17 protein-coding genes and 2 pseudogenes are annotated in these 21,779 nt (G+C 63.6%); 11 read left to right on the top strand and 8 right to left on the bottom strand.

Annotation, left to right across the window (positions count from 1 at the left end; all coding sequences use genetic code 11):
• Positions 1-32: 32 nt before the first annotated feature.
• From AC0L3I_RS16165 to AC0L3I_RS16130, 8 genes and pseudogenes are all read right to left on the bottom strand, one after another.
• Positions 33-462: pseudogene (locus AC0L3I_RS16165) on the bottom strand (type II toxin-antitoxin system VapC family toxin).
• The gene (locus tag AC0L3I_RS16160; RefSeq protein ID WP_473527524.1) at positions 462-704 is read right to left on the bottom strand and encodes a type II toxin-antitoxin system Phd/YefM family antitoxin; all 243 of its coding nucleotides are present in this window, start codon (positions 702-704) and stop codon (positions 462-464) included. Before AC0L3I_RS16160 ends, AC0L3I_RS16165 begins: the two are co-directional and overlap by 1 nt.
• 163 nt (positions 705-867) lie before the next feature.
• The gene (locus tag AC0L3I_RS16155) at positions 868-2,169 is read right to left on the bottom strand and encodes a TIGR02679 family protein (protein WP_473527523.1); all 1,302 of its coding nucleotides are present in this window, start codon (positions 2,167-2,169) and stop codon (positions 868-870) included.
• Positions 2,166-6,332, bottom strand: a complete 4,167-nt coding sequence (locus AC0L3I_RS16150; protein ID WP_473527522.1) for a TIGR02680 family protein — start codon at positions 6,330-6,332, stop codon at positions 2,166-2,168. Before AC0L3I_RS16150 ends, AC0L3I_RS16155 begins: the two co-directional genes overlap by 4 nt.
• An 8-nt stretch (positions 6,333-6,340) precedes the next feature.
• Entirely contained in the window at positions 6,341-7,630 is a 1,290-nt protein-coding gene (locus tag AC0L3I_RS16145) for a TIGR02678 family protein (protein ID WP_473527521.1), read from the bottom strand.
• Positions 7,627-9,147 (bottom strand): TIGR02677 family protein, encoded by a 1,521-nt coding sequence (locus AC0L3I_RS16140; protein WP_473527520.1) that lies wholly within the window; start codon positions 9,145-9,147, stop codon positions 7,627-7,629. The genes AC0L3I_RS16145 and AC0L3I_RS16140 overlap by 4 nt, the downstream gene beginning before the upstream one ends.
• A gap of 279 nt (positions 9,148-9,426) precedes the next feature.
• Positions 9,427-10,383 carry an ROK family protein gene (locus AC0L3I_RS16135; protein WP_473527535.1) on the bottom strand — a complete coding sequence of 319 codons (957 nt, stop codon included), beginning with the start codon at positions 10,381-10,383 and terminating at the stop codon, positions 9,427-9,429.
• Between the two features lie 111 nt (positions 10,384-10,494).
• Positions 10,495-10,623, bottom strand: a pseudogene (locus AC0L3I_RS16130) (hypothetical protein); the annotation flags it as partial.
• A gap of 142 nt (positions 10,624-10,765) precedes the next feature.
• Here AC0L3I_RS16130 and AC0L3I_RS16125 point away from each other — a divergent pair.
• The 11 genes from AC0L3I_RS16125 to AC0L3I_RS16075 all read left to right on the top strand — a co-directional run bounded on the left by AC0L3I_RS16125 (position 10,766) and on the right by AC0L3I_RS16075 (position 21,768).
• Positions 10,766-12,031 (top strand): ABC transporter substrate-binding protein, encoded by a 1,266-nt coding sequence (locus AC0L3I_RS16125; protein WP_473527519.1) that lies wholly within the window; start codon positions 10,766-10,768, stop codon positions 12,029-12,031.
• A 60-nt stretch (positions 12,032-12,091) separates the two neighbouring features.
• On the top strand, positions 12,092-13,027 hold the full coding sequence (locus AC0L3I_RS16120) for a carbohydrate ABC transporter permease (protein ID WP_473527518.1): 936 nt from the start codon (positions 12,092-12,094) through the stop codon (positions 13,025-13,027).
• The gene (locus AC0L3I_RS16115) at positions 13,020-13,922 is read left to right on the top strand and encodes a carbohydrate ABC transporter permease (RefSeq protein ID WP_473527517.1); all 903 of its coding nucleotides are present in this window, start codon (positions 13,020-13,022) and stop codon (positions 13,920-13,922) included. Before AC0L3I_RS16120 ends, AC0L3I_RS16115 begins: the two co-directional genes overlap by 8 nt.
• Positions 13,923-13,932: 10 nt before the next feature.
• Positions 13,933-15,030 carry an ABC transporter ATP-binding protein gene (locus tag AC0L3I_RS16110; protein WP_473527516.1) on the top strand — a complete coding sequence of 366 codons (1,098 nt, stop codon included), beginning with the start codon at positions 13,933-13,935 and terminating at the stop codon, positions 15,028-15,030.
• A gap of 10 nt (positions 15,031-15,040) precedes the next feature.
• Positions 15,041-15,808 (top strand): SDR family NAD(P)-dependent oxidoreductase, encoded by a 768-nt coding sequence (locus AC0L3I_RS16105; RefSeq protein WP_473527534.1) that lies wholly within the window; start codon positions 15,041-15,043, stop codon positions 15,806-15,808.
• A gap of 40 nt (positions 15,809-15,848) precedes the next feature.
• Positions 15,849-16,844, top strand: a complete 996-nt coding sequence (locus AC0L3I_RS16100; protein WP_473527515.1) for a sugar phosphate isomerase/epimerase family protein — start codon at positions 15,849-15,851, stop codon at positions 16,842-16,844.
• A complete protein-coding gene (locus tag AC0L3I_RS16095) occupies positions 16,841-17,653 on the top strand; it encodes an SDR family NAD(P)-dependent oxidoreductase (RefSeq protein WP_473486176.1) in 813 nt (270 codons plus the stop codon). The genes AC0L3I_RS16100 and AC0L3I_RS16095 overlap by 4 nt, the downstream gene beginning before the upstream one ends.
• Positions 17,654-17,999: 346 nt before the next feature.
• Entirely contained in the window at positions 18,000-19,187 is a 1,188-nt protein-coding gene (locus AC0L3I_RS16090; RefSeq protein ID WP_473486175.1) for a magnesium transporter, read from the top strand.
• A gap of 15 nt (positions 19,188-19,202) precedes the next feature.
• On the top strand, positions 19,203-19,376 hold the full coding sequence (locus AC0L3I_RS16085; protein ID WP_473486174.1) for a hypothetical protein: 174 nt from the start codon (positions 19,203-19,205) through the stop codon (positions 19,374-19,376).
• 365 nt (positions 19,377-19,741) lie between these two features.
• Positions 19,742-20,956 carry a tetratricopeptide repeat protein gene (locus tag AC0L3I_RS16080; protein WP_473527514.1) on the top strand — a complete coding sequence of 405 codons (1,215 nt, stop codon included), beginning with the start codon at positions 19,742-19,744 and terminating at the stop codon, positions 20,954-20,956.
• Positions 20,957-21,096: 140 nt separating this feature from the next.
• On the top strand, positions 21,097-21,768 hold the full coding sequence (locus AC0L3I_RS16075) for a FecR domain-containing protein (RefSeq protein ID WP_473527513.1): 672 nt from the start codon (positions 21,097-21,099) through the stop codon (positions 21,766-21,768).
• The last annotated feature ends 11 nt before the right edge of the window (positions 21,769-21,779 follow it).

Raw genomic sequence — 21,779 nt, 5'->3', positions numbered from 1 at the left:
GGCAAAACGAAACCCAAATTCAGGCGAAAATCTTAAATTAAATCAAAGCGTTCCGCGTTCTTCACGGACGACTGCGTCGGCACGCCGAGAACCGGTCCAGCCTCGGCGAGCTTTTGGTCGAGCGTATGCACCGTAGCGCCATGCTCCGATGCCGTGGCGAGATGCAGCGCGTCACCAGCGCGAAGCCCGAGACTATGCTGATCGACTAACTTTGCCGCCGTGCGGAAATGCCCGCTCGTGACCGGCAGCACGGTGAAGCTCTCGGCGACCAGCTTGTGGAACATCGCGAGCGCTGCTGCGCGCTGCTCCAGGTCGATCTGCCCGGTTCGCAGCTTGATCGCCATGGCAGACGACATCTCGGTGATGATCCAGTCGCTGATCAGAAGCTGCGCCGGATACGCGCGGTGTCATCGCTTCATTTGAAAGGGCGGCAACGATCAGCGACGTGTCGAGATAGTGCATCAGTAGCGGTCGCCATCGCGCATCGACCGTACCAGATCGGCAGAACTCTCGGCCTGAGGCGGCATGGTCGCGGTCAAGGATTGCAAGAGGGTCGCGTCGATCCGCTGCCGCGGTCTCGCCACGGCGGTGAGCCGTGCGACCGGTTTACCCCGCCGGGTGATGTCGATCGAATCTCCTGCCTCGACCCGATCCACTAGCTCGCTCAAATGGGCTTTGGCATCTGCCAGGTTGATCACACTCATCTCACGCTCCTGTCCATGTAGATGGTCATATAGCGTATTGCGCTTAACACTCCCAGTGAGAGGTTTTCATGCGTCACGTTCTGCCCCGGCAGCAGCTCAATGACAAGATCTGCGAACGTGCCGTGTCCGAAGTGCTGCTGTCGGGCTGAAAATGCGTCCCTCCTCATCGATCGTCGAGGTCCTGCAACAACGAGGCGGCCTGGGCCTCTTCGGCGATGGCCACGCAGTGCTGACGCATCGCGGGCGCCAGCGCTCCGTCCCATGACGCTTCGGTCACCTTTCCTCCAAGCGGGTGTGCCAGGCCCGGCGCCGTCCGCACGGCGGCAGTATAGTCCACGGCGCCAAAGCGCCATGGCTCCGCACCGTGTTCTCGCATGACCTGGTTGCCGATACGCAATCCAGGCCAGTCGAAGTCGCCGTGATAGCGCAGCCGCGCGCCCGCCAGTGCAAGTTGAGCCAGAAGGCATCGTTGCGCGGCGGCTGGCATCCCGTCGGTACAGACCAGCGGAGCGCAGCCAATCCCCCATCGGTCCGCGGCGATGGCGAGCAGGTTGGGATTTTCGCACACGTAAACGTCGCGGCCCGCTACATCCCATCGGGGCGGTGAACGCAGCAGCGATCGCAGCGACGCATAGGCCGGTTCTCCCAGGGGCCAACGATCGCTTTCGGTCCCGCTTGTCGGCAGGTTCAGGAAGAGGGCGGGGCGTGCTAGCTCGTTGACCAGAACGCCTGCTCTGGCCCATGTCTCGCGTATACGCTCCGCGCCGGCGGCCGGTTCCAGCACGACGTCCTCTCTCGATTTCCGTACCGTCTCGCCATCTTCGTCGGCAATGGGTGCTGCGGCGTCAGGAACGGGCGTGGCGGTCTGGCGCAAGACCGCCAGCACGAGTGCCGCGGCCCCGCGACCATTGTCAAGCGCATGGGCATCGCCCAGCGCGTCCGCGGCCAGTTGCGAACGCGTTATGCCTTTTGCCGGCAGGAGCCGCAGCACCTCTTCGGCGCGCCGGCAAAGCTCCGCTGCCGCGACCGTATCCCGCCGAGCGAGCCGCTTGACGAGGCCGATGCCTCCCGGCGTGAGCAGCAGCCTGGCCAAATCGGGATGGCTGCAACCATCTACTACGCTCGACCACAAAGTTTGCTGTCGAAGGCGTGCTCCGGCGAGATGAAGGATGGAGCCGTCAAGCCTTTCCAACGCATCGCACAGCGATGTGGCGATGCCGGCGCGCCGCAGGGCGGCATCGACGCGGCGGACGTCGATCTGCAGGGACTTCGATCGGCGCTGCGCGCGGCCGAGCAGCGCCGCCAGTGCCGCGTGTTCCTCTTCACTGAGCCCGGCGACGCGAATATGATCGACGGCGCCTTCGAGCGGCGCGCGCTCGAAGCGTTGGCGCAGCCGCTTGCGCAGCGAGGCAAGATGGTCACCACCGAGCAGGCGTTGAAGACGCGGGTCGACTTGATCGCTCATGCCGGCGAAAATCTGCGATCGGGATCGGCCTCGGGCTTCTTCTCTCGTCCGTCCCAGGTCCATCGCGAGACGAATACGGCATCGATGCCTTCGCGCCGCTGCAACTGGCAGATGGCGACACCCGGCAGTTCGGCATAACAAGCCCACTCGCGCTCGCTGGTGATGACGAAATCCAGATCGAACTCGCGGATCAGCCCCATGCAATGCGCTCGTGCTGTGTCATCGATGCCGGCAAAGGCTTCGTCGAGCAGCATCAGCCGTGGGGCCAAGGCATAGCTGCTCTGGCTGTAGAAACTGGCGACCGCGGCAAAGAGCGGCACCGTGAGGCCGAGCGCCCGCTCGCCGCTCGAAGCGGGTCCGGAAAGCTTGCGCCAATGGCCGTCCTGCCAGCGTTCGACGCGGAAGCGGTGCCAATGGCGATAGTCCAGGGCGCGGGCGAGCTGGTCGAGCAAGGTGCCGCCGCTGTCCCTTCCGCCGCTGGAATCAGCGCGCTCCCGCTCGGCGGAGATGCGCTGCTGCAGCATCGCGCCGACGACGCGCCGGTCGTCTGCCGACCAAAGGTCCGCGCTGGTGTTGAGCAGGCGCTTGCGCGCCATGTCGAGGCCCACCGGCGCGCCTTCCTCTTCGGACAGCGGCTGCCACAACAGGCGATAGCGCACGCCGGTGGAGGTCGGGCGCTTGTGCAGTTCGCCGTTGATGACATCGACCTGGCGTTCGGCGGCCTGCAACAGGCGCTGGATCTCTGCAGCGATTTCGGCTTGCAGATGGTTCTCCAGGACGGCGCGTTCGTTGGCGCTGAGCAGTTCGCCGCGCTGGGCGATCTCTTCGGCCAGCCGCATGGCGAGGCGGTCCGGCCGTTCGCGCCGGTTCTGATAGACGATATCCACCCTGAAACCCCAGTCGCTGGGATCGGCCTGGGCCTGGTGACCCAGCGCGCCGAGTGCGCGTTGCAGCTCGGTAAATTCTTCAGCTATCTGCCGCTGGACGCGCGCCCACGCCTCTTCGTCGTCCCTGAGGTTCGACAGTTCCTGTTCCGCGCGTCTGGCCAGCGTCAGCGCGGGGTCGATCGTCCACGGGCTGCCGAGGTCAGGCAGTTCGATATACGGCAGCCCTGCAGACAGCAGGCCGGTGCCTGCAAACTGCTGAAATCTGGAGATCGTCTGGGCGCGTGCTTCGCCGCGTTCCTGAAGGACGGCGTTCGCTGTCTCGGCCTGCTGCCCGGCGATCGCGCGTGCCTCACCCGCTTTGCGCAATGCATCGCCGGCGAGCTTCAGCTCGGCTTCGCCGGTTTCGACGGCGCGGCGGGCATCGGTCAGCCTTCGCTGCAGTTCCTCGACCTTGGCGCCGACCGTTTCCCGCAGCAGCTCGAGCCGGGCAGTGGCGTCTTCCGTTTCAATGCGGGCTGCCACGAGTTCCTCTTCGCGCTGCTGCACGTCGCTGCGCGCCTCACGCTGGCGGGCACGCTGCCGTTGCGACTCGGGCAGTGCCAGACAAAACTCGTGAGCTGCTTGCTCGAGCCGGGCCTGTGCATCGCGATAATGATCCAGCGCCGCTTCGACGGTGGGCAGTGCATCGGGCGTTGCCGGCAGGCGCAGGTCCATGGCATCTGCGGCGAGCTGTTCGCGCAAGGCCTTGAGCGCCTGTTCGGCCTCGCGGCAGCGCGTGTCCGCTTCGGTCAGCTTTTCGCTGGCCAGACGCGCGGCGTGGGCGGCTGCGGTGGCGGCCATATGAGCGACCCGCAATACCTCGTCGGAAGGCGCAAGGCGCCATTCTTCGTCCGCCTGTTCGCGATCCAGCGCGAGCTGCTCGGCTTTCACTCGCACGGCCGTCAATTCATCAGAGAGTTGCGCAAGGCGGTCGGCAATCTCGGCCAACCGCCGCATGCGGGCTGCGGCGCGGGCCGCGTGGCCAATGTAGACCGCCTCCGGCTTGCCCCACGCACCGGACAGCGCGCCGAGGCGGAAGCGGCCGTCGGCGGATATCCAGGCCTCGCTGTCGATCGGATCGTCATCCGCCGAGGCGATGCCCGACAGCACCCGCTCGACGATATTGGCCGGCACGGCGCAGCCGGCCGGCACGGTGACTTCCAGCCAGTCGACGAGCGATGGAGAACGCTTTTGCCGTTCCAGCACCTGTATGTCGTAAGGCTGGGTTCCGCCGTCGCCGGCCTGGAGGCGTCCGTCAGGCGATATCCAACCGTCGAGTAACCCGGCGGCTTCGAGTGCGGCTTCAAGGCCGGCGCGTTGCGGAGCAGCTACTGCGCCGCGAAAATCGATCACTTGCCAGAGCGGCGCGCCCGGACGCGCGTCCCGGCCAGAGGCGTCGCGCGTGTAGGGCAGGGGCGGCGCCATGTCGTCGCCGGCTTCCAGGCGTCCGCGTTCGTCCTCGACGATGCCACATTCCATCTCCAGCGCCTGTCGCTGGCCATCAAGCGCCACGCGACGCTGTGTCAGAGAGAGACTGGCTCCTTGATACGCCGATTGCAGGAGGTGGCTGGCTGGGTTGTCGCCTTGCAGCGACACTGTCCATTCCGCCAGGGCCGTCAATGCCGCGGGCCTGCTCTCGGGATCGATCTGCAATTGCTTCAGGCCGATGAAATGGCGGTCCCAGCTTTCCACCAGGTCCCGGCCTTGCCGTTCGACCTCCGCGTCAGCTCGGGTCCGACGCTCGGCAGCCTCCTCGGCTTCGACCTGCCGATCGTCCCGGATTTCGCGGAGCCGCATGTAGGCGGCCTCGGCCTGAGCCACCTCGCCGTGGCGGCGACGCAGCAACGCGATCTGTTCACGCCGGCCGGCAACGAGGTTCCGAAGCTCGGCGCATGCCGTGTCCAAAGCATGCTGCGTTAGTTCGACCAGCGCGGAAGCCTCCGATTTGGCGAGGAGGTTTCCGGCGTGCTGGCCGGCGATGCCCGCCGCATCGGCGTGAACGGCGCTTTCCCGGCGCAGATCGGCCAATGCGCGTTCCGCCTGCTCCACGCGCCGGGTTGCGCGTCCGGTTTCTTCGATGCTGAGCCCCAGTCGTCGGCCTGCCTCTTCGACGGCCAATGTGGCCCTCTGCATCGCTTGCAGTCGCGCCGCCTTATCCTTTTCGGCATTTTCGAGGCGGTTGGCGTCCTGCATCGTCGGGTCGGAGCGCAAGGTGTCGAGCCGCGCACGCCCGCGCGTCAGAGCGATCTCGGCGCTATCATGAGCGGTCCGCTCCAGCGTTTCCTGCCTTTGCGCTTCGTCGAAGCGAGCCTGGGCCTCCCCTCGTGCTCGGCTGGCATTGTCGAATTCCGTCTGGGCCTGGCGCAACAAGCGTGCCTGCCGGCGGGTCTGCGTGCCAGCGTAGACGCGATAACGCTCCTCGAAACGGCCGACCGCCTTGGCCAGGGTTTGATATTCGTCGAGCTGACGGCGGTCTTCCTCCAACTGCCCGAGCGCTTCGGCAACGTCGCCGAGCAGTTCGGGCGCCAGCGGCGGCAGGGCCTCGGTCAGCGCATTCGAAAGCGCGGTTTCGTCCGGCTTCCTGGAAAGCTGCGGCTGGCGAAGCTGGATCAGCGTGTCCATTAACGCGTCGTAGCGCTTGGTGCCCAGATGGAACAGGCGCTCGTCGACTGCGCGACGGTAGCCGGCCGCGGTGTCGAACATCTGGCCACGGCCATCGAGCGCGTCGCGCAGGCGCTCCTTGGTGTGCACTACCCGCTGCGGACTCATCAACCACAGATCGCGGTTGATACGCGGCGCCTCGTCGGTGTCTTCCAGCAGGAAGAACCAATTGTCGACCTGCGGACGAGCTGCCGTCGCAAAAAGGCTGGCGCCGAGCGAAAGAAAACGTGGCGTGCCGTCTTCCGCAACGCGACCGAACTCGATCCACGCATAGCCGATGCGCCGGTCGTGGCTGTTCATCAGCAGATTCCAGGCCATCTTCTTGCCGCCGTCGCCATCGGGTTCGACGCGCGAAGACTTGAGCTGCGCGTCGAACAGCAGCGGGAGCGTGAGCGACAACACCTTGGACTTGCCCGTTCCGTTATTGCCGCGCAGCAACAGATGGCCGTCGCGGAACCAGAATTCCTCGCTGTCATAGTGAAAGAGCTCCACCAAGCCCAGGCGCAGAGGCTGCCAGCGCTGCCGCGTGGGCATCGGCAAAGGCGGTTTATCCGGCGTCAAGGCGAGCAGGTCCAAGCGGTCGTTCATGTCGGTTCGAACCGAAAGCCGACGTCCGCTGCCGGCGCGTTGCGCGTTTCGCGGATTTCGGCTTCGCCCAACGCGAAGCGCGCGAGAGCCGGCAGCGGGTGTACTGCACCGGCTTCCCGCACCGCCAGCTGCAGTTTTTCCAATCGTTCGATCGCGATCGCGGCGAGTTCGCGTTCGGCGCCTGGTTCGCGTGCCGATTTACGCCAGTAACGGCCGTACTGCGCCTTGGCCTGGTGCAGGAAGCCGGCAACATCATGCTCGTGGATATCCCGGGCGAAGGCCTGCGCCGTGTCGCCGCCAACCGCTCGCCGCTGCCTTTGCCCGGCGGCCAGATACTCGGCGACAAGCAGTGTTACATGGGCGTCGGTGCCTTCGGCCGGCATTGCCACGTCGGTCAGCAGACCGGCTTCGTCGGCCAGCGCCAGCCCTTCCGCGCGCTGTTCCGCCACCAGGCCGGCGGCATCGCACAGGCGAGCGGCCAACGCTCCGCGCTGGTTGAAGAAGTACGCACGGGCTTCCGGGTCCAACGTCTCGACATAAACCACTGGATCATCGAGAAGCCGGCGTGCCAGCTGGTGGCGCAGCGCCGTGCGCCGACCTTCCTCGCTGTCCGCAACATGTTCTCCGACCAGCGCGCACAGCCGCTCTTCGAGCGTTGCCGGCGCCTCTTCCGGAGTCCAGGTGGAGGGGCCACGCACGGCCGCCAGCATGCCGGAAAGCATGCGGCGCTGCACGTCGTAGAGCGCATCCGCCTGATCGCCTCCGGCCTGCACAAACGTTTCTTCGTCGCCGGCCACGCGGTGCAGCACCCCGAGGCTCAGCAATGTGCGGCACACCGAAACGAGTTCGCGCCGCTCGTGTTGCGCCTCGAGGGCGAAGGTGAAGTCGAGCGTCGGCTCGGCGGCGAGCTCCAGCAGCCTCTCGCCGAGCAGGCGCAATGTGATCTGCGGGTCGGCGCGTTCGAGCACCGCGCAGGCGAGGCAAAGCAGCACGTAGCGCCGGCGATCGTAGCCGGGAATGCCGCGCATGGCATCGGTCAGGTTTCCGGGCCGCTTGTAGAGGCGCGCGCCCTCGCGTTCGACCTGCAGTGTCCAGCCGGTCTCGCGAGAAAACCATTCGCGCAATGCTTCGGCCTGGCGGCGTATGGCGGCGAAATCCTCATGCGCCGGGCCGATCAACGGCGTCATCAGCAGGGCGCGCACGCAGGCGCGAAACTCCTCGCGCTGGAAGCGCTGCTGGATCAGGCCGATGCCGCGACTGTCGTTGTAGTCTTTCGCCGCCTTCATCGACCGTCCTGCAAGGGGGTGATGGTGATCAGATGGTCGCGCCCGGCAAAGACCCCATACGGCGTGTCGATCGTGGCGCGGCTGTCGGGGGCAAGCGGCTTCAGGTGGATGTGCAGCAAGCCGTCGCTCGTCTGGCGTTCCACCGGCGTCTCCGGCCCGGCTTGCTCGGCCAGTGTCTCCCCGAGCAGGCCCAGGAACAGACCGAAGGCATGCATGTCGAGTTCGCCCAGGTCCGAAAGCCGCGCCGGGCGGCTAGTGGCGAGACGCTTGCGCGCTGCTTCGACCTGCTGTGATTCCTCAGCGAGCTGAAGCGCCAGGAACGCGCGCTCTTCGGCGCGGTCTCGCACGCGCGGCAGCGGTCCGCGCGGGGCCGCTTCGCCATATTCGCGCAAACGCGGGTGAATCTTGAGCGTCGGGGCGTCGGCCCAGGAGGTGCTGGCCGGCAGCTCGGCGTCCCCGCTGGCGTTGAGCGAGAAATGCCGCGCCGGATTGAGAGCAAAGGCAGCCCGCGCAAGCCGGTGCGCTTCGCCGTTGTCTGCGCAAGCGGCAAACCAGCCGGCGAGCTGGCGGAAGTCGGCAGAGCGATCGCTGCGGCCGCTGCGCCGCTCATTCAGCGCGGCGATAGCGGCCAGGAGCTGCGGGATGGCCGACCGTGCCCGCGCCCGCAACAGTTCGGCTTGCGGTGGCTCGTGGCCGGTGCTGAGGAACCAGCCGCGCAAACCCTTCCAGCGTTCTCGCCATGCTTGCAGGTAGCCTTTCCGCGCCTCGGCCTGATCCTGGGCACCCTCGGGAGCCGCGTCCCGCGATTCGCGCTCGGCCACCTGTCCAAGCAGGGCCTCGACGCCCGGCTCCAAAGCCAGGATGAGGCGTGCGATGGTGTCGGAACGGCGCACCAGATCGCCCATGAAGCGTTCGAGATAGTCGATCAGCCGCTTCTTGTAGTTTGCGACCGCCCCTGCCTCGGCTTGCTGCAGCTCGATGCTGCGGGCGACGCCGGCCATGAACGCCTGCGCGTTCTCGGCTAGACCTTCGAAGACACGCACGAGATCCCGCAGTGTTTCGTGGACCTTGGCCACGTCGGGTTGGGTTGCTTCAGCCAGCGCCTGCAGTGCCTGCAGTCGGCTCGCTATGTCCTCGAGCGCCACCGTTTGCAGCTCAGCGCGGCGCTGCAAGGTCTGCACAAACATCGCCAACGCCGATTCCACGGCCTCGCCGCCCTGCGAGAGCCGGTAGAGAAAGCGTGCACGGTAGAAGTCGCTAAGGCTTGAAACCCGCGCGGTGTCGGGATGCGATTCGAGATTGCCCCATTCCGTGAGTTGGGAAAGCGCCGTATTCACGTCCTCAATGCGCGGCGGGCTGTTCGGCCATCGGGCTTCGGCAAGCACTTCGTCGGGCCGCAACTGCAACCGGTATTGCCGTTTGGCCGCCGCGAAGACGTCCATGATGCAGCGGTAGAATACGGCCTTCTCGGCACTCACGTGACGGAATAGGTCCGCCGGGTCATTCGCAATGTGCATGGGCAATCGCCGCCTCCCGGACTCACTCCGAACGTTTTCGCTTTGTTCTTGCGTGCCGTCAAGACGCCGTGGCGGGCTTTAGGCCTCCGTCGTCCCTGCATGTGGTCAGGTTCGCGCCGGTTTCATACTCCTGTCCGAGGTAGTTTGGTCGATCTGAAACGTAGGCGCGGTTGATGTAAAGCGCCATTTGGGGGAGGAAATGTTTGTCTATTTGGCCTCCTTGATTTCCTTCTGGCAGCACCACGGTGTCCCCGGGGCGCCGCTCGGCGCAAAGCCAGCTCATTGCAGCCGGCTATTGTGGCGCAGCACCAGGCCGACTGCGCCGAGCAATGCGTCGTTCTCTGTGTGCTTGCCAACAATTATCCGCGTGCGCAGGGCGGGAGCGATATCGCGGGACTTGATGAGCGTGTGGCGTTCATATGACGCGATCAGCGGTGCCAGGAGAATGTCGCCCGCCAAGGCCATGCGGCCGCCGATGATGATGAGTGGCGGATTGATCACCGAGCCGATCAAGCCAAGACCACGGCCGGCGAACTCGGCGGTGTCCTCGATCATCCGCAGCGCCCCGACGTCGCCCTGTTCAGCCATCATGACCACCTCGTCCATCGTGACCGGCCGCCGCACGATGCGCGAAATCTGCTCGAGCGGCCGGGCAAAACTCGCATAGAGCTCCAGGCATCCGCGATTGCCGCACCGGCAAAGATCGCCGCCGGGATCGATGCTGATGTGCCCGAATTCGCCAGCGCCGCCGGCGATGCCAGTCACCAGCCGGCCATGCTGGACAATGGCCCCGCCAACGCCCAGATCGACCTTGAACAGCACGAAATCGTCCTGGCCGACGGCCGCGCCCCACATCAGCTCCGCAATGGCCGAGCAGTTGCTCTCATTGTCGGCGAAAATCGGCTGTTCGAGAACCGGCCCGAACACATCGCGGATGTTGACCCCAGCCCAGGTCGGAACAATACTCGCACGCTGCACCACTCCTTCGCGGCTGACAGGGCCCGAGACGGAAACCCCAACCCCCAGGAGCCCCGCCATCGGCAGACCGTTCTCTTCGTAGCATTGGGCAATTGCTGATTTGGCGAGCTGGGCCGCCTGTTGCGGCTGGTAGTCCAGGCCCATGGGGATAGTTTGTTCGGTAATGACAGAATGCGAGACGTCGGCGACGACGCACCGCATCTCATCGAGGCCTAGGTGGATCCCGACGCAGGTGCCCGCAGCGGGATTGAGCGTCAAGGTCGCGGCAGGCCTGCCAATGCCCCTGGCCCCGTCATGGTGGACCGAGGATTCGATCACCATTCCGGACTTTCTCAAGCCATTGAGCGCGGTTGAAACCGTCGATCTCGCCAAGCCGGTGATGCGGGTGATTTGCGACGCAGAAAGCACGCCGCGCTCACGCAGGCATCGCACGATCAGGCTCTCCGGTGATGCGGAGGGATTGTCGATCAGCCAGTTTCTAAGCGAAGGTTTGTTCATGATGAGCACAAAGGACGTTGACTGATAGCTCAAATATGTCATCTTGGAAAGAACGGAGATACTGCATCTCCGTCTGCGACGAGCTCAAATTGCGTCCATAAGCGGTCGATGCGAACCGCACATCACATATGGGAGTGAAACGATGGAATACCTGAGGACGGCCGTTGCGGCCGCTGCGGCGTACACCTTTGTTGCGGGAGCCGCGCTCGCAGAGCCCAAGACCAACCTGTTGCATCAATGGGCGACCGGATCGGACGCTCAGGCTATTGCAAAGCTCGGCGAGATGTTCACCGCCAAGGGTGGCACCTGGCAGCAGACCTCCATCGCGGGCCACACGGCCAACACGCTGGCGAAACTGCGCGCCGACGTGATCGCCGGCAACGCACCCCCCGCGGTGCAGCTCAAGGGGCCCGAGATCGCCGAATGGAACGAGACCGGCATGACAGCCAATCTCGACGACTTGGCGACGACGGAAAATTGGGAGAAGGTCGTCGCTCCCGAATTGCTGCCGGTGATGAAGCCGACCGGCAGCTGGGTGGCGGCGCCGATGAATATCCATCGCATCAACTGGCTGTGGGCATCGCCGAAGGTCATGCAGGAAGCAGGCGTCGCCGAGGTGCCGAAGACGTGGGCGGACTTCAACGCCGCCTGCGACAAGGTCGTGGCGTCAGGCAAAATCTGCATCTCGCACTCGACCGCCGATTGGACCGATTCGACAGTCTTCGAGGTCGTGGTCTACGGAATGGATCTCGATCTCTTCAAGAAGGCCTTCGTCGAGGGTGACGTCGAGGCGATGCGCAGCGACGGCATGGTCAAGGCCTTCGAACAGTTCCGCACCATGACGACGAAATATATGGACCCCGGCATGAACGGGCGCGACTGGGATACCATGTCGCATCTGGTCGGCCGCGGCGAGGCCGCCTTCCACATCATGGGCGACTGGACGCTTGGCCTGCTCACGGCTGGCGGCTTCAAGGAGGGCACCGACTATGTCTGCGCCCAGGCGCCAACTGACTGGGGCAAGCCGGGCTTCATCCTGAATTCCGACTCGGTCGTGTTCTTCCAGCAGAAGGATCCGGACTACGTTGAGGGGCAGAAACTGCTCGCCAGCACCATCCTGTCGCCTGAGTTCCAGACGATTTTCAATCAGACCAAGGGCTCGATCCCGGCCCGTCTCGACGTCGATCTATCGAACGGCTTCAATCCCTGCCAGCAGCTTTCCCAGAAGGACCTGCAGGCGTCGATCGATGGCGGCACGCTTGTCCGTTCGATGGCGCATAACATGACCATCCCGCAGAAGGTGCGCGGCGCGATCATGGATACCGTCACCGAATTCGTGGCGACGCCGGACATGACCGCGCAGGACGCAGCCAGCGCGATGGCCGATGCGGCCGAAGCGCAGATGTGAAGAAGCTGCCGATGATTGGCTCGGCGCGGCGCGCCCGGCCTGACTTCGCCGGAGCAGCCGATGTCCACGCATGACCTGACTGTACCGGTTGCGGCTCCCGCAACCCCGTGGCGGCAGCGCCTCGGCACGATGGTGCCCATTCTGGTGCTGGCGCCGTCGCTTGCGGCGAGTTTCATCTACGTCTTCGTCTTCACGATTTGGACGCTGTATCTCTCGCTCTCCAATTCGTCGCTGATGCCGACCTATGGGTTCGTCGGTCTGGACAATTATGCTTCGCTCTGGGCGAACCGGCGCTGGAACATCGCCTATACGAACCTCTTCCTGTTCAGCGGCTTCTATATTGTCGGCTCGATGGCCATTGGACTGCTTCTCGCGATCCTGATCGACCAGCGCGTTCGCGGCGAGGCGGTTTGGCGCACCATCTTCCTCTATCCGCTGGCAGTCTCCTTCATCGTCACCGGTACGGTGTGGAGCTGGCTCTATAATCCCGTCGACGGCATCCAGGCCTTCGTGCGGGGGCTCGGCTGGACCGACTTCAGCTTCGCCCTGACGGCCAACCGCAACACCGCAATCTATGCGGTGATCATAACCGGTATCTGGCAGTCGTCCGGCTTCGCAATGGCGCTTTTCCTGGCTGGCCTGCGGTCGGTCGATCCGGATCTCATCAAAGCAGCGCAGATCGACGGTGCGTCGGTTTCCCGAACCTATCGGAAGGTCATCCTGCCGACGATCGCCCCGATTTTTCTGGCGGTGGCGGTCATTCAGATCCAGTTTGCCATCAAGACCTTCGACCTGGTGGCGGCGTTGACGCGGGGTGGGCCAGGTGTGTCGACTACCTTCCCGGCGATCTATGTCTACGACCTGATGTTCCAGCGCGGGCAGATCGGCGAGGGTGCCGCCGCGGCGATGATGATGCTCGCCGCCCTCGCGGTTGTACTTGTGCCCTATTCCTTGTGGATCGTTTGGCGCAGGCGGGCGGAGGGCCGCAATGGCTGAAGTTGCCGCCAACGCCCGGCATGATCCCGAAGCGGCCGCCGCTACGCGGCGATATTTCTGGAGTCGCTTTCTTATCTATGCGGTGCTGACGCTATTTGCTGTCATCTACCTTGCACCGCTGCTGGTCGTGGTCTTCAACTCGTTGCGGGAGCAGTCCGAGATTGCCCGCAACGGCCTCATCTCCCTGCCGCGCAGCTTCCGCCTCGACGCGTGGGCGGAGGCTTGGGGCACTTATTGCGTCAGCGGCACCTGCGAAGGCATGAAGCGCAATTTCTTCAACTCGCTCTGGATGACGATCCCCGCGACGGTTATCTCCACGCTCCTCGGGGCGATGAACGGCTACGTGCTGTCGAAATGGCGCTTCAAAGGCTCGGAAATTCTGTTCAATCTGATGCTGCTCGGCGTCTTCATGCCCGGCCAGATCTCGCTGATGCCGTGGGCGTTCCTGCTCGGCAAACTCGGGTTGACCAATTCGACGTATGGGCTGGTACTGATACACGTCGTCCAGGGCATCTCGTTCACGACCCTGTTCTGCCGCAACTTCTACGTCAGCATACCGGACGACCTTATCAAGGCGGCACGCATCGACGGCGCCGGCTTCTGGCGGATTTTTCGCAAGATCATCCTGCCCCTGTCGCCGCCGATTTTGATTGTCACCGTCATCTGGCAATTCACAGGTATCTGGAACGAGTATCTGTTCGGCGTCGTCTTCACATCCGGCCAGCAGCAGCCGATTACGGCGGCATTGGTCGCCCTCACTGCCGGCGGCACGACCGCCCGCGCTTACGATGTGATGAGCGCAGCCGTGCTGATCGGCGCGCTGCCGCCGTTGCTGATCTACCTGTTCGGTGGAAAGTACTTCGTGCGCGGCCTGACACAGGGCGCCATCAAATGAGGCATCGCCCATGTCCGCGCTGATGATCCGCGACCTTCACAAGAGCTATGGCGGGCTCGAGATTCTGGCCGGCATCAATCTCGAGGCGCGGACCGGGGAATTCATCGCCCTTGTCGGTCCCTCCGGCTGCGGCAAGTCAACCTTGCTCGCCATGATCGCCGGCCTGGAAACCGTCACGTCGGGTGAGATCTGGATTGGCGACCGGCTGGTGAATTCCGTGCAGCCCAAGGACCGCGACATAGCGATGGTGTTTCAGTCATACGCCCTCTATCCCACGATGACGGTGCGCCAGAACATCACCTTCGGCATGGAAAGCCGAGGCGTGCCCAAAGCGGAGCAAGCGGAAGCCGTAAAGCGGGTTGCCGCACTCCTGCAGATCGAGCAGTTGCTCAAACGCAAGCCTGGGCAGCTGTCGGGTGGGCAGCGGCAGCGCGTTGCGATGGGGCGCGCCCTTGTACGCGACCCGAAGCTGTTTCTGTTCGATGAGCCGCTGTCCAATCTCGACGCCAAGCTGCGCGTGGACATGCGCACCGAAATCAAGAAGTTGCACCACCGCGTCGGCAAGACGACGGTGTACGTTACCCATGATCAGGTCGAAGCGATGACGCTCGCGTCCCGCATTGCGGTGATGAACCAGGGCTCGGTGCAGCAGTTCGATACGCCGAAGCGGATCTATGACCGGCCGACCAACATGTTCGTGGCCGGTTTCATGGGATCGCCGGCGATGAATTTCATCCCCGCCCGGCTTACGGGCTCAACCAGCATCTCGGTACGCGCCGCTGACGGCAGCGACGCTACTCTTGCCCTTGCCGCGCCTTTGCCCGCCGGTGCGCCACAGGACGTGGTGCTCGGTGTTCGGCCGGAACATATCTACCGTTTCACGGCGGACCTGAAGTCGCGCAAACCTGCTGTCGAGTCCATGAAGGCGCCGGTCGAACTGGTCGAGCCGACCGGGGCCGAGACGCTTGCCGTCCTCAGGCTAGGGGACCTGGAGATCACCGGCCGATTCGAGCCGGATGACGCTCCCGTCATGGGCGAGACGATAACGCTTGGCATCGACATGTCGCGCGCCTGTCTGTTCGATCCAACAACCAAGGCGCTTCTGTGATCTGATGTCCATGCAATTTGCGACTTACCCGAGCTTGACCGATCGCGTCGTGCTGATCTCCGGCGGCGCCTCCGGGATCGGGGCCGATATGGTCCGCGCCTTTGCCTCGAATGGCGCCCGTGTGGCCTTTCTCGATGTGCAGGATGGGCCCGCAGAGGCGCTGGTCCGTGAGCTCAGCGGTGCCGGCGGGCGAGCTCCCCTGTACCTCCATTGCGATGTGACCGACGTCGCTGCGCTGCAGGCGTCGGTTGAAGGCGTGTGCGCGCGGCTTGGTCCGGTCGCCGTCCTGGTGAACAACGCTGCCGATGATCAGCGCCATCCCGTTGACGCGGTGACGGCCGAATATTGGGACCGCAGCTTCGACGTCAATCTCCGGCATCACTTCTTCGCTGCGCAGGCGGTACATCCGCATATGAAGGAACTCGGCTTCGGCTCGATCATAAACTTCTCTTCCATCGCCTGGCGTTTCGGCGCGGACCAGATGGTAGCTTATGCCACTGCCAAGGGGGCTGTGGTGGCGCTGACGCGCGCATTGGCGCGGTCGTTCGGATCCGACAACATCCGCGTCAATGCAGTCGAACCCGGTGCCGTCATCACCGAGCGGCAGCGCGAGCTGTGGTTCAAGACGCAGGACGCAATCGACCAGACGGTGCAGCGGCAATTTATCCGCCGCGTCCTCCTGGGCGAGGAGATTGCACGGACCGTGCTCTTCCTTGCCGCCGATGACAGCCGCATGATCACGAAGCAGTCCATCACCGTCGATGCCGGCCTGCGCTGATGCGATCGCTTCCACATCTTTCAACGGGACTGCCAAACTGATGCTTCGCCTCGGTCTCAACCCTTACGGACTGACCTACCATCTCGGCTTGCAGGGGCGCGGCACGCCGCGGCACAATCCGGATGGGGCGGGGCTGGAAGGCTTCATAGCGCTTGCGCAGGAACTCGGCGCACGCACGCTCGAGATCTACGAACCATGGCTGACCGACTTGCCGGACGCCGAGGTCGTCGAGCTGCGCAGGCGTCTGGCCGCGCTCGACCTCGTGCCGGTGGTCAGTGGCGGACTTCTCGTGGCAGGTCCGCTGGACAACGCGTTTCGGGCTGCGCGCCTGCTCGAGGCGACAACGATCCGTATCGCACTGACCCCCGTCCTGTGCGGGGACCGCAACGTCTGGGGTGGGAAATGGAACGAGTTCAACGCGACGATCCGCGCTGCCCTGACGGAATGGGGGCCGCGTGCGGCGGCTGAGGGCCGGGTGCTCGGCATCGAGAACCATCAGGACTTCGGCAGCGACGAACTGGTCGCGTTCTGCGAACTCGGCGGGCCCGGTGTCGGCATCACCTATGATACAGGCAACACGTTTCCCGTCGGCGAGGCACCGCTTGCCTTCACGCGGCGGATCGCGCCCTATGTCCGCCATGTCCACCTCAAGGACTATCGCGTGCAGTTCACGGATGAGGGCTATCGTCTGGTCCGCTGCGCGATCGGCGACGGCGCCGTGCCTTTCGCCGAACTGGCAGCCATCCTCGGCGAGCACCACGACACGCTGACGGCCGTACTCGAGCCGGGCGCGCTGGAGGCACGCCACGTTCGCTGTCTCACCGACGATTGGTGGAATGGATATGCGCCGAAGACCGCGCGCGAGTTCGCGGCCTGCCTGAGTGCTGCGCGCGTAAACCGCCTTGCGGACGACGCCGACTACCGGACGCCATGGGAACGCGACGATGACGGCGCGCTCGTTTCGTATGAACTAGACATGATCCGGCGCAGCGCCGCCAACATGAAGAAGTTCATTGCAAAGGAGAAATCAGCATGACTGCCCGAGAACTCAGCGGCCTGACTGCCTTCGTGACCGGCTCGGGACGCGGCCTCGGCCGCGTCATGGCCGACCGCCTGGCCGAACTTGGAGCAAACGTCGCGATCCATGATCTCGATTGGACTCGGCCATCACAGTATGGCGAATTCGCAGACCTCGGCGAATCCGCCAGAGGTTTGGAAAAACATGGGACACGGGTGACCGCGGTCACCGGTAACATAGGCGACAGGCAAGCCGTTGCCGAAATGAAGAGGAAGATCGAGGCGGAGCTCGGCGATGTGCATGTTCTGGTCAACTGCGCCGGCGGGGACATTGGCGCCAAAGGGGTTAAGCCCAGTCCCAACAACGCGCTCGACATCGACTATGAAGACATCAAGGTGCTGACCGACAACAATCTCATCGGCACGATGCTGGTCTGCCAGGCGTTCATTCCGCCTATGGTCAAGCGCGGCTCAGGCTCGGTAATCAACATTGCCTCGGCGGCAGCGCATATCGGATGCTCGCCGGAGGTGGTCTACTCCACGCTCAAGGCGGCCGTTGTCCATTATACGCGTTGCCTCGCCAAGGAACTGATCGACGATGGCGTGCGCATCAATGCGGTGAGCCCCGGCGCCACCAAGACGGCACGGTTCCAAGCGAGCCGCGTCGTCGATCCGGAGCGCATGGATTCGAGCAAGAAATCGCTGAACCGCTATGCCGAGCCTGAAGAGATCGCCGAAGCGGTGGCCTTCCTCGCCGGTCCGCGCGCGCGCTTCATCAACGGGCAGGTCATTCGCGTCGATGGCGGTTTCACCATCTTCCCAGGTTGAATCGCGACCGTTCACACCGCGAACTGTCCGGCTGAGCGCACCCCAATGAGCAGGGCCACGACGGCCATTGCCGACCTTACTTCGTTGATGGGTTGCGACGTGCTCGCAGAGCGCAGGAATCGACGGTGAAGTTCGGCAACACGACAATTCTCTTGGCGACACGCTGACGTTACAGCCCGCTTGTATGCACCCACGCAATGGCTCAGATTTGTCTCGGTTCGGTCTACTCTGCGCCCTGAGAAGGCGAAGATTTCCGGATCGAGGCGCTGGGCCACCGCGCGCGTGACAGAACGAACCGCTCCTGTCGACACGTTCAGAGGCGCTACATTAAAGATTGAGGGGACAGATGAGGCAAGAGAACGACGTTGAGAAGTCGGTGCGCACCCTGCGTGCCCGAGCACCTGACGACGCGGCTGAATTGCTTGCCCGAGAGTCTCCCGAGTTCATCCGAGACGTATTAAAGTTGTTGCCGGATAGGCACGCCCGAAAGGTGGCGGAGCATTTGCCTCCGGATATGAGGCCTATCAAGCCTCATAGCGACAGCAAGGATATCGCTGTCCCCGGATCCGTCGTCGAGCTGATGGACCCGATCCCCGCCAGCGTTCCTGTCGGAACGACGGTAGCCGCTGCGGTGGAGGCCGTCAGACGCGCCCAGGTACCGACCGAGTTGACTTACCTCTACATCACGGACGCGGCCGACAAACTCGTTGGCCTGGTGGTTCTGCGCGATCTGATGCTGAGCGAACCGGCCGCCACGGTGGATCAGATCATGCTGCCGGAACCGTTCGCCCTTCACGTCAATGTGTCTTTGGGCGAAGCCTGCAAGGCGGCGGTACGCCGCCACTACCCCGTCTATCCCGTGGTGGACGCGGAGAACCGGCTGCTCGGGCAGGTTCGCGGGTGGCGGCTGTTCGAACAGCAAATCATCGAGATTTCTGCCCAGCCTGGCCAGATGGTGGGTGTCCAGAAGGAGGAGCGTTCTTTCACGCCGCTGGTTTCAGCCTTCTTGAAACGTCATCCCTGGCTGCAGCTCAACCTGCTGACGGCCTTCATAGCCGCCTTCGTGGTTGGCTCGTTCACAGGCACGATCGAGAAGATCGTCGCCTTGGCGGCGTTCCTCCCGGTGCTGGCCGGCCAGAGCGGAAACACCGGCTGCCAGGCGCTGGCCATGACGTTGCGTGGCCTCGCATTAGGGGATGTGGACAAACGACCGAAGCTGCACCTGGTGCTGAGGGAGGGAGCGCTCGGGATCGCCAACGGCTTGCTCGTCGGTCTGGTGGCGGCGGCGGCCATGTGGTTCTACGCTTCACGGCAGCCGGAGTCGGCATCCCAGGCGCCCATGCTGGCACTTGTGATCCTGCTCGCAATGTCCGGATCGTGCCTCATGTCCGGAATCTCCGGCGTGCTGATCCCGTTGGGCCTGCGGCGGGTCGGCGCCGATCCGGCCGTGGCTTCCGCGATCTTCCTTACGACGGTGACTGATATTGTAGGCATGGGCCTGATGCTGGGACTGGCCACCATGCTCGTGCTGTAGGCACGCTCGACGGACGTGATCGCGGACGAGGACGTTGTTGCCTATGAGCTGACCTCGTCGGCGTTCAACAAGATAACAAAGGCTAAGCCGCACATCGCGCAGGCCGTCCTGAGAAGCATCGCCCGCCAGCTCTCCGAGCGCTTGCGCAACGCGGCGGAAGACCTTCGGATGAGCTACATGTGTCCCTGATGCGTCGTGCGGCGACCAGATACGTGGAGAATCGCGCAAACAATATTGATCTTGTCGGCTGCGCAATCCACGGCTGATTATGATTTGGCTTAGTTGCCGTTTGTAGCGAATACTTGCTGGAAGCCCAGCAACGCTGAGAAGATGTTTGATTAACCAGCGTAGGCGAAATGCGAATGAACCCGATAGTTTGTTGCGCAGCTGCAACAGCTGCTGAAGACTCGGAGGTTTCCTGACAGTTCTGTCGCTTTTTTTCGTGCAGGCGTGCTAGATCCGCTGCACTAGTCGGGTTGGGGTGGGTTCTCGGCATGCATTCCTCGTTTTCAATGATCCTCGGCTTCGCCGCGGCGCTGCTTTGTACCGGCATATTGCCGGCCGGCGCACAAGGTCTCTATCCGGTCTATGACGATGCGTTTTCGGCCCGCATTGCCAATCCGACCGACAACGGAGCGCTAGCTCAATTCGTCACAGTTGCCATCAACGCAGGGCAGTACGATCAGGCGATCTCGTCGATCGAGCAGTATCTCATCAAATATCCTCGCGATGCGCGCGCCCGGCTCTCGGCCAGCCGGTTGTATTATCACGTCGGCTCCTATGAATTGGCCCGGCGGCAGGTGCAGTACGGCCTCGAGGTCGGGGATCTGTCCGCGGATGAGCAACAGGAAGCCGTTCGCCTGCTCGCCCGCATCGAGCGCGCGTTACTTGGCGTCACCTGGGAAATCGCTCTGACTGGCGGTATGTTCAGCGAATCCACCGATTTTGAACCGGGCGGGGCCGAAGACGACCGCACCTTGGTCTCGCCCTATGGGCGGGCGGACGGCTTTGTCCGATGGGATCTCGGCACGCCAAGTGCTGATGCACTTGTCCTCTCGGGCTCGCTGGCAGCGACAGAGCGCTTTTTCACCAAAGACCTGTCGGTTCCCGGTACCGAGGAGACGTTTATCCTCGGTAACACCGCCATTACCTTGGACAAGGGACTGCCCAACAGCGGGATCGATTCGCTACGGCTGCTACTTTCCGCGTTCGCCGTTACAGAGCGCTTCGACAGCGATATCAACGAGACCGGCGTCGGTCTAAATGGGCGCGTCCTCGTGCGCCCCACCGTCGAGACGACGCTTTTTGCAGGTGCCGGCTACATCGATCTAAGCGGCTCGAAAGGCATCTTCGCCGATAGCAGGATTTTCTATGAGGCAGGCGGCAGCTACCGCTTCCGCAATGGCCAGGCGCTCGGACTGCGCCTGGTCGGCTCGACTGACTTCGCCTCCGGAGCTGGCGAGATCGGCAGCAGCTACATGGGAGGGGTCCGCTACGGCGGCGTGGTAATGGAAGTCCCGGACCTTTTCGTATGGTCTCACCAGGTCGCCGTCTCGGCCGGCCACGGCGACACTCCCGACTTGTCCTTCGGCATCGGCACGAACATAGAGAGCGACTTCTGGCGCATTGCCTCGGAAAGCGATTTTCAGCTCACGGAGTCGCAGAAGGTCAGTGTCGACCTCGCCTATCGTGAAACCGACTTCGAGATCGCCAGCGGCGACCGAAATTCATTCGAATTGCTCGTGAGCTACACGTTGACGCTCAACTGAAAGAGGCCGCGATGAGGACCCTGTATCGTCAGATAGCCACTTGTATCGCCTGCCTTGCCTTTGCGGCACCATCTGTCGCTGAAACGGTCGGGTCCATGACGGCCTACCAGACCAACATCATCCGCAATGACGGCGAGGCGATGAACGTCGGCGCTGGCGTCGAACTCGGCGACCATCTGCGCAGCAATATCACCGGTCTCGGAATGCTCGTATTCCGGGACGAGTCGAGCGCCAAGATTGGTCCGAACACCAGCCTGACGATCGATGAATTCGTCTACAATCCGGGCTCCCGATCAGGAAAGATCGACATCAGGATGAACAGCGGCCTGGCCCGTTTCTACGGCGGTCAGGTTTCGAAGGGCGGCGACATGCAAGTTGCGACGCCACACATGGTGCTCGGAGCCAGAGGCGGCATCATTGAAGTGCTTGTGATAGCTGGTCAGACCGTCGGCATACTGCGCGCCGGCCGCATGACCTGCATGATGAATGGTCGCAAGCTCGTGATCACAAACCCGGGCCACGCCTGCACGTCGGACAATGACAAACTGCTGACCGGCTACGGCGGTATCGACGCCTTCCCGATATTGGACAGCATCGATCGGATAGCCGGCACCGGCCTGCCAGGCGAACCGGGTCCGGGGCTGAACGTAAGCGCGATTTGTGCGTCAGCACTCGGCAATTCGCTCAAAGCCTGCAAGTCCACCGACGGCGCATTGCCCGGCGTGGCCATGGAGTTCCCTGACAGCCCAACGCCCCCTGTAGGCAGCGGGGTGGATGATGAGGATGATGACTGCTTTCCCGACTGCCGGTAAGGCCGGCCGAC

The organism is Mesorhizobium sp. WSM4840, assembly GCF_055811755.1.
This window is presented reverse-complemented; position numbering and strand designations above follow the sequence as displayed.

Coding starts and splice junctions, on each gene's coding strand:
- AC0L3I_RS16160 (WP_473527524.1), bottom strand. CDS start 704: ATGAGTGTGATCAACCTGGCAGATGCCAAAGCCCATTTGAGCGAGCTA.
- AC0L3I_RS16155 (WP_473527523.1), bottom strand. CDS start 2,169: ATGAGCGATCAAGTCGACCCGCGTCTTCAACGCCTGCTCGGTGGTGAC.
- AC0L3I_RS16145 (WP_473527521.1), bottom strand. CDS start 7,630: ATGAAGGCGGCGAAAGACTACAACGACAGTCGCGGCATCGGCCTGATC.
- AC0L3I_RS16140 (WP_473527520.1), bottom strand. CDS start 9,147: ATGCACATTGCGAATGACCCGGCGGACCTATTCCGTCACGTGAGTGCC.
- AC0L3I_RS16125 (WP_473527519.1), top strand. CDS start 10,766: ATGGAATACCTGAGGACGGCCGTTGCGGCCGCTGCGGCGTACACCTTT.
- AC0L3I_RS16120 (WP_473527518.1), top strand. CDS start 12,092: ATGTCCACGCATGACCTGACTGTACCGGTTGCGGCTCCCGCAACCCCG.
- AC0L3I_RS16115 (WP_473527517.1), top strand. CDS start 13,020: ATGGCTGAAGTTGCCGCCAACGCCCGGCATGATCCCGAAGCGGCCGCC.
- AC0L3I_RS16110 (WP_473527516.1), top strand. CDS start 13,933: ATGTCCGCGCTGATGATCCGCGACCTTCACAAGAGCTATGGCGGGCTC.
- AC0L3I_RS16105 (WP_473527534.1), top strand. CDS start 15,041: ATGCAATTTGCGACTTACCCGAGCTTGACCGATCGCGTCGTGCTGATC.
- AC0L3I_RS16100 (WP_473527515.1), top strand. CDS start 15,849: ATGCTTCGCCTCGGTCTCAACCCTTACGGACTGACCTACCATCTCGGC.
- AC0L3I_RS16095 (WP_473486176.1), top strand. CDS start 16,841: ATGACTGCCCGAGAACTCAGCGGCCTGACTGCCTTCGTGACCGGCTCG.
- AC0L3I_RS16090 (WP_473486175.1), top strand. CDS start 18,000: ATGAGGCAAGAGAACGACGTTGAGAAGTCGGTGCGCACCCTGCGTGCC.
- AC0L3I_RS16075 (WP_473527513.1), top strand. CDS start 21,097: ATGAACGTCGGCGCTGGCGTCGAACTCGGCGACCATCTGCGCAGCAAT.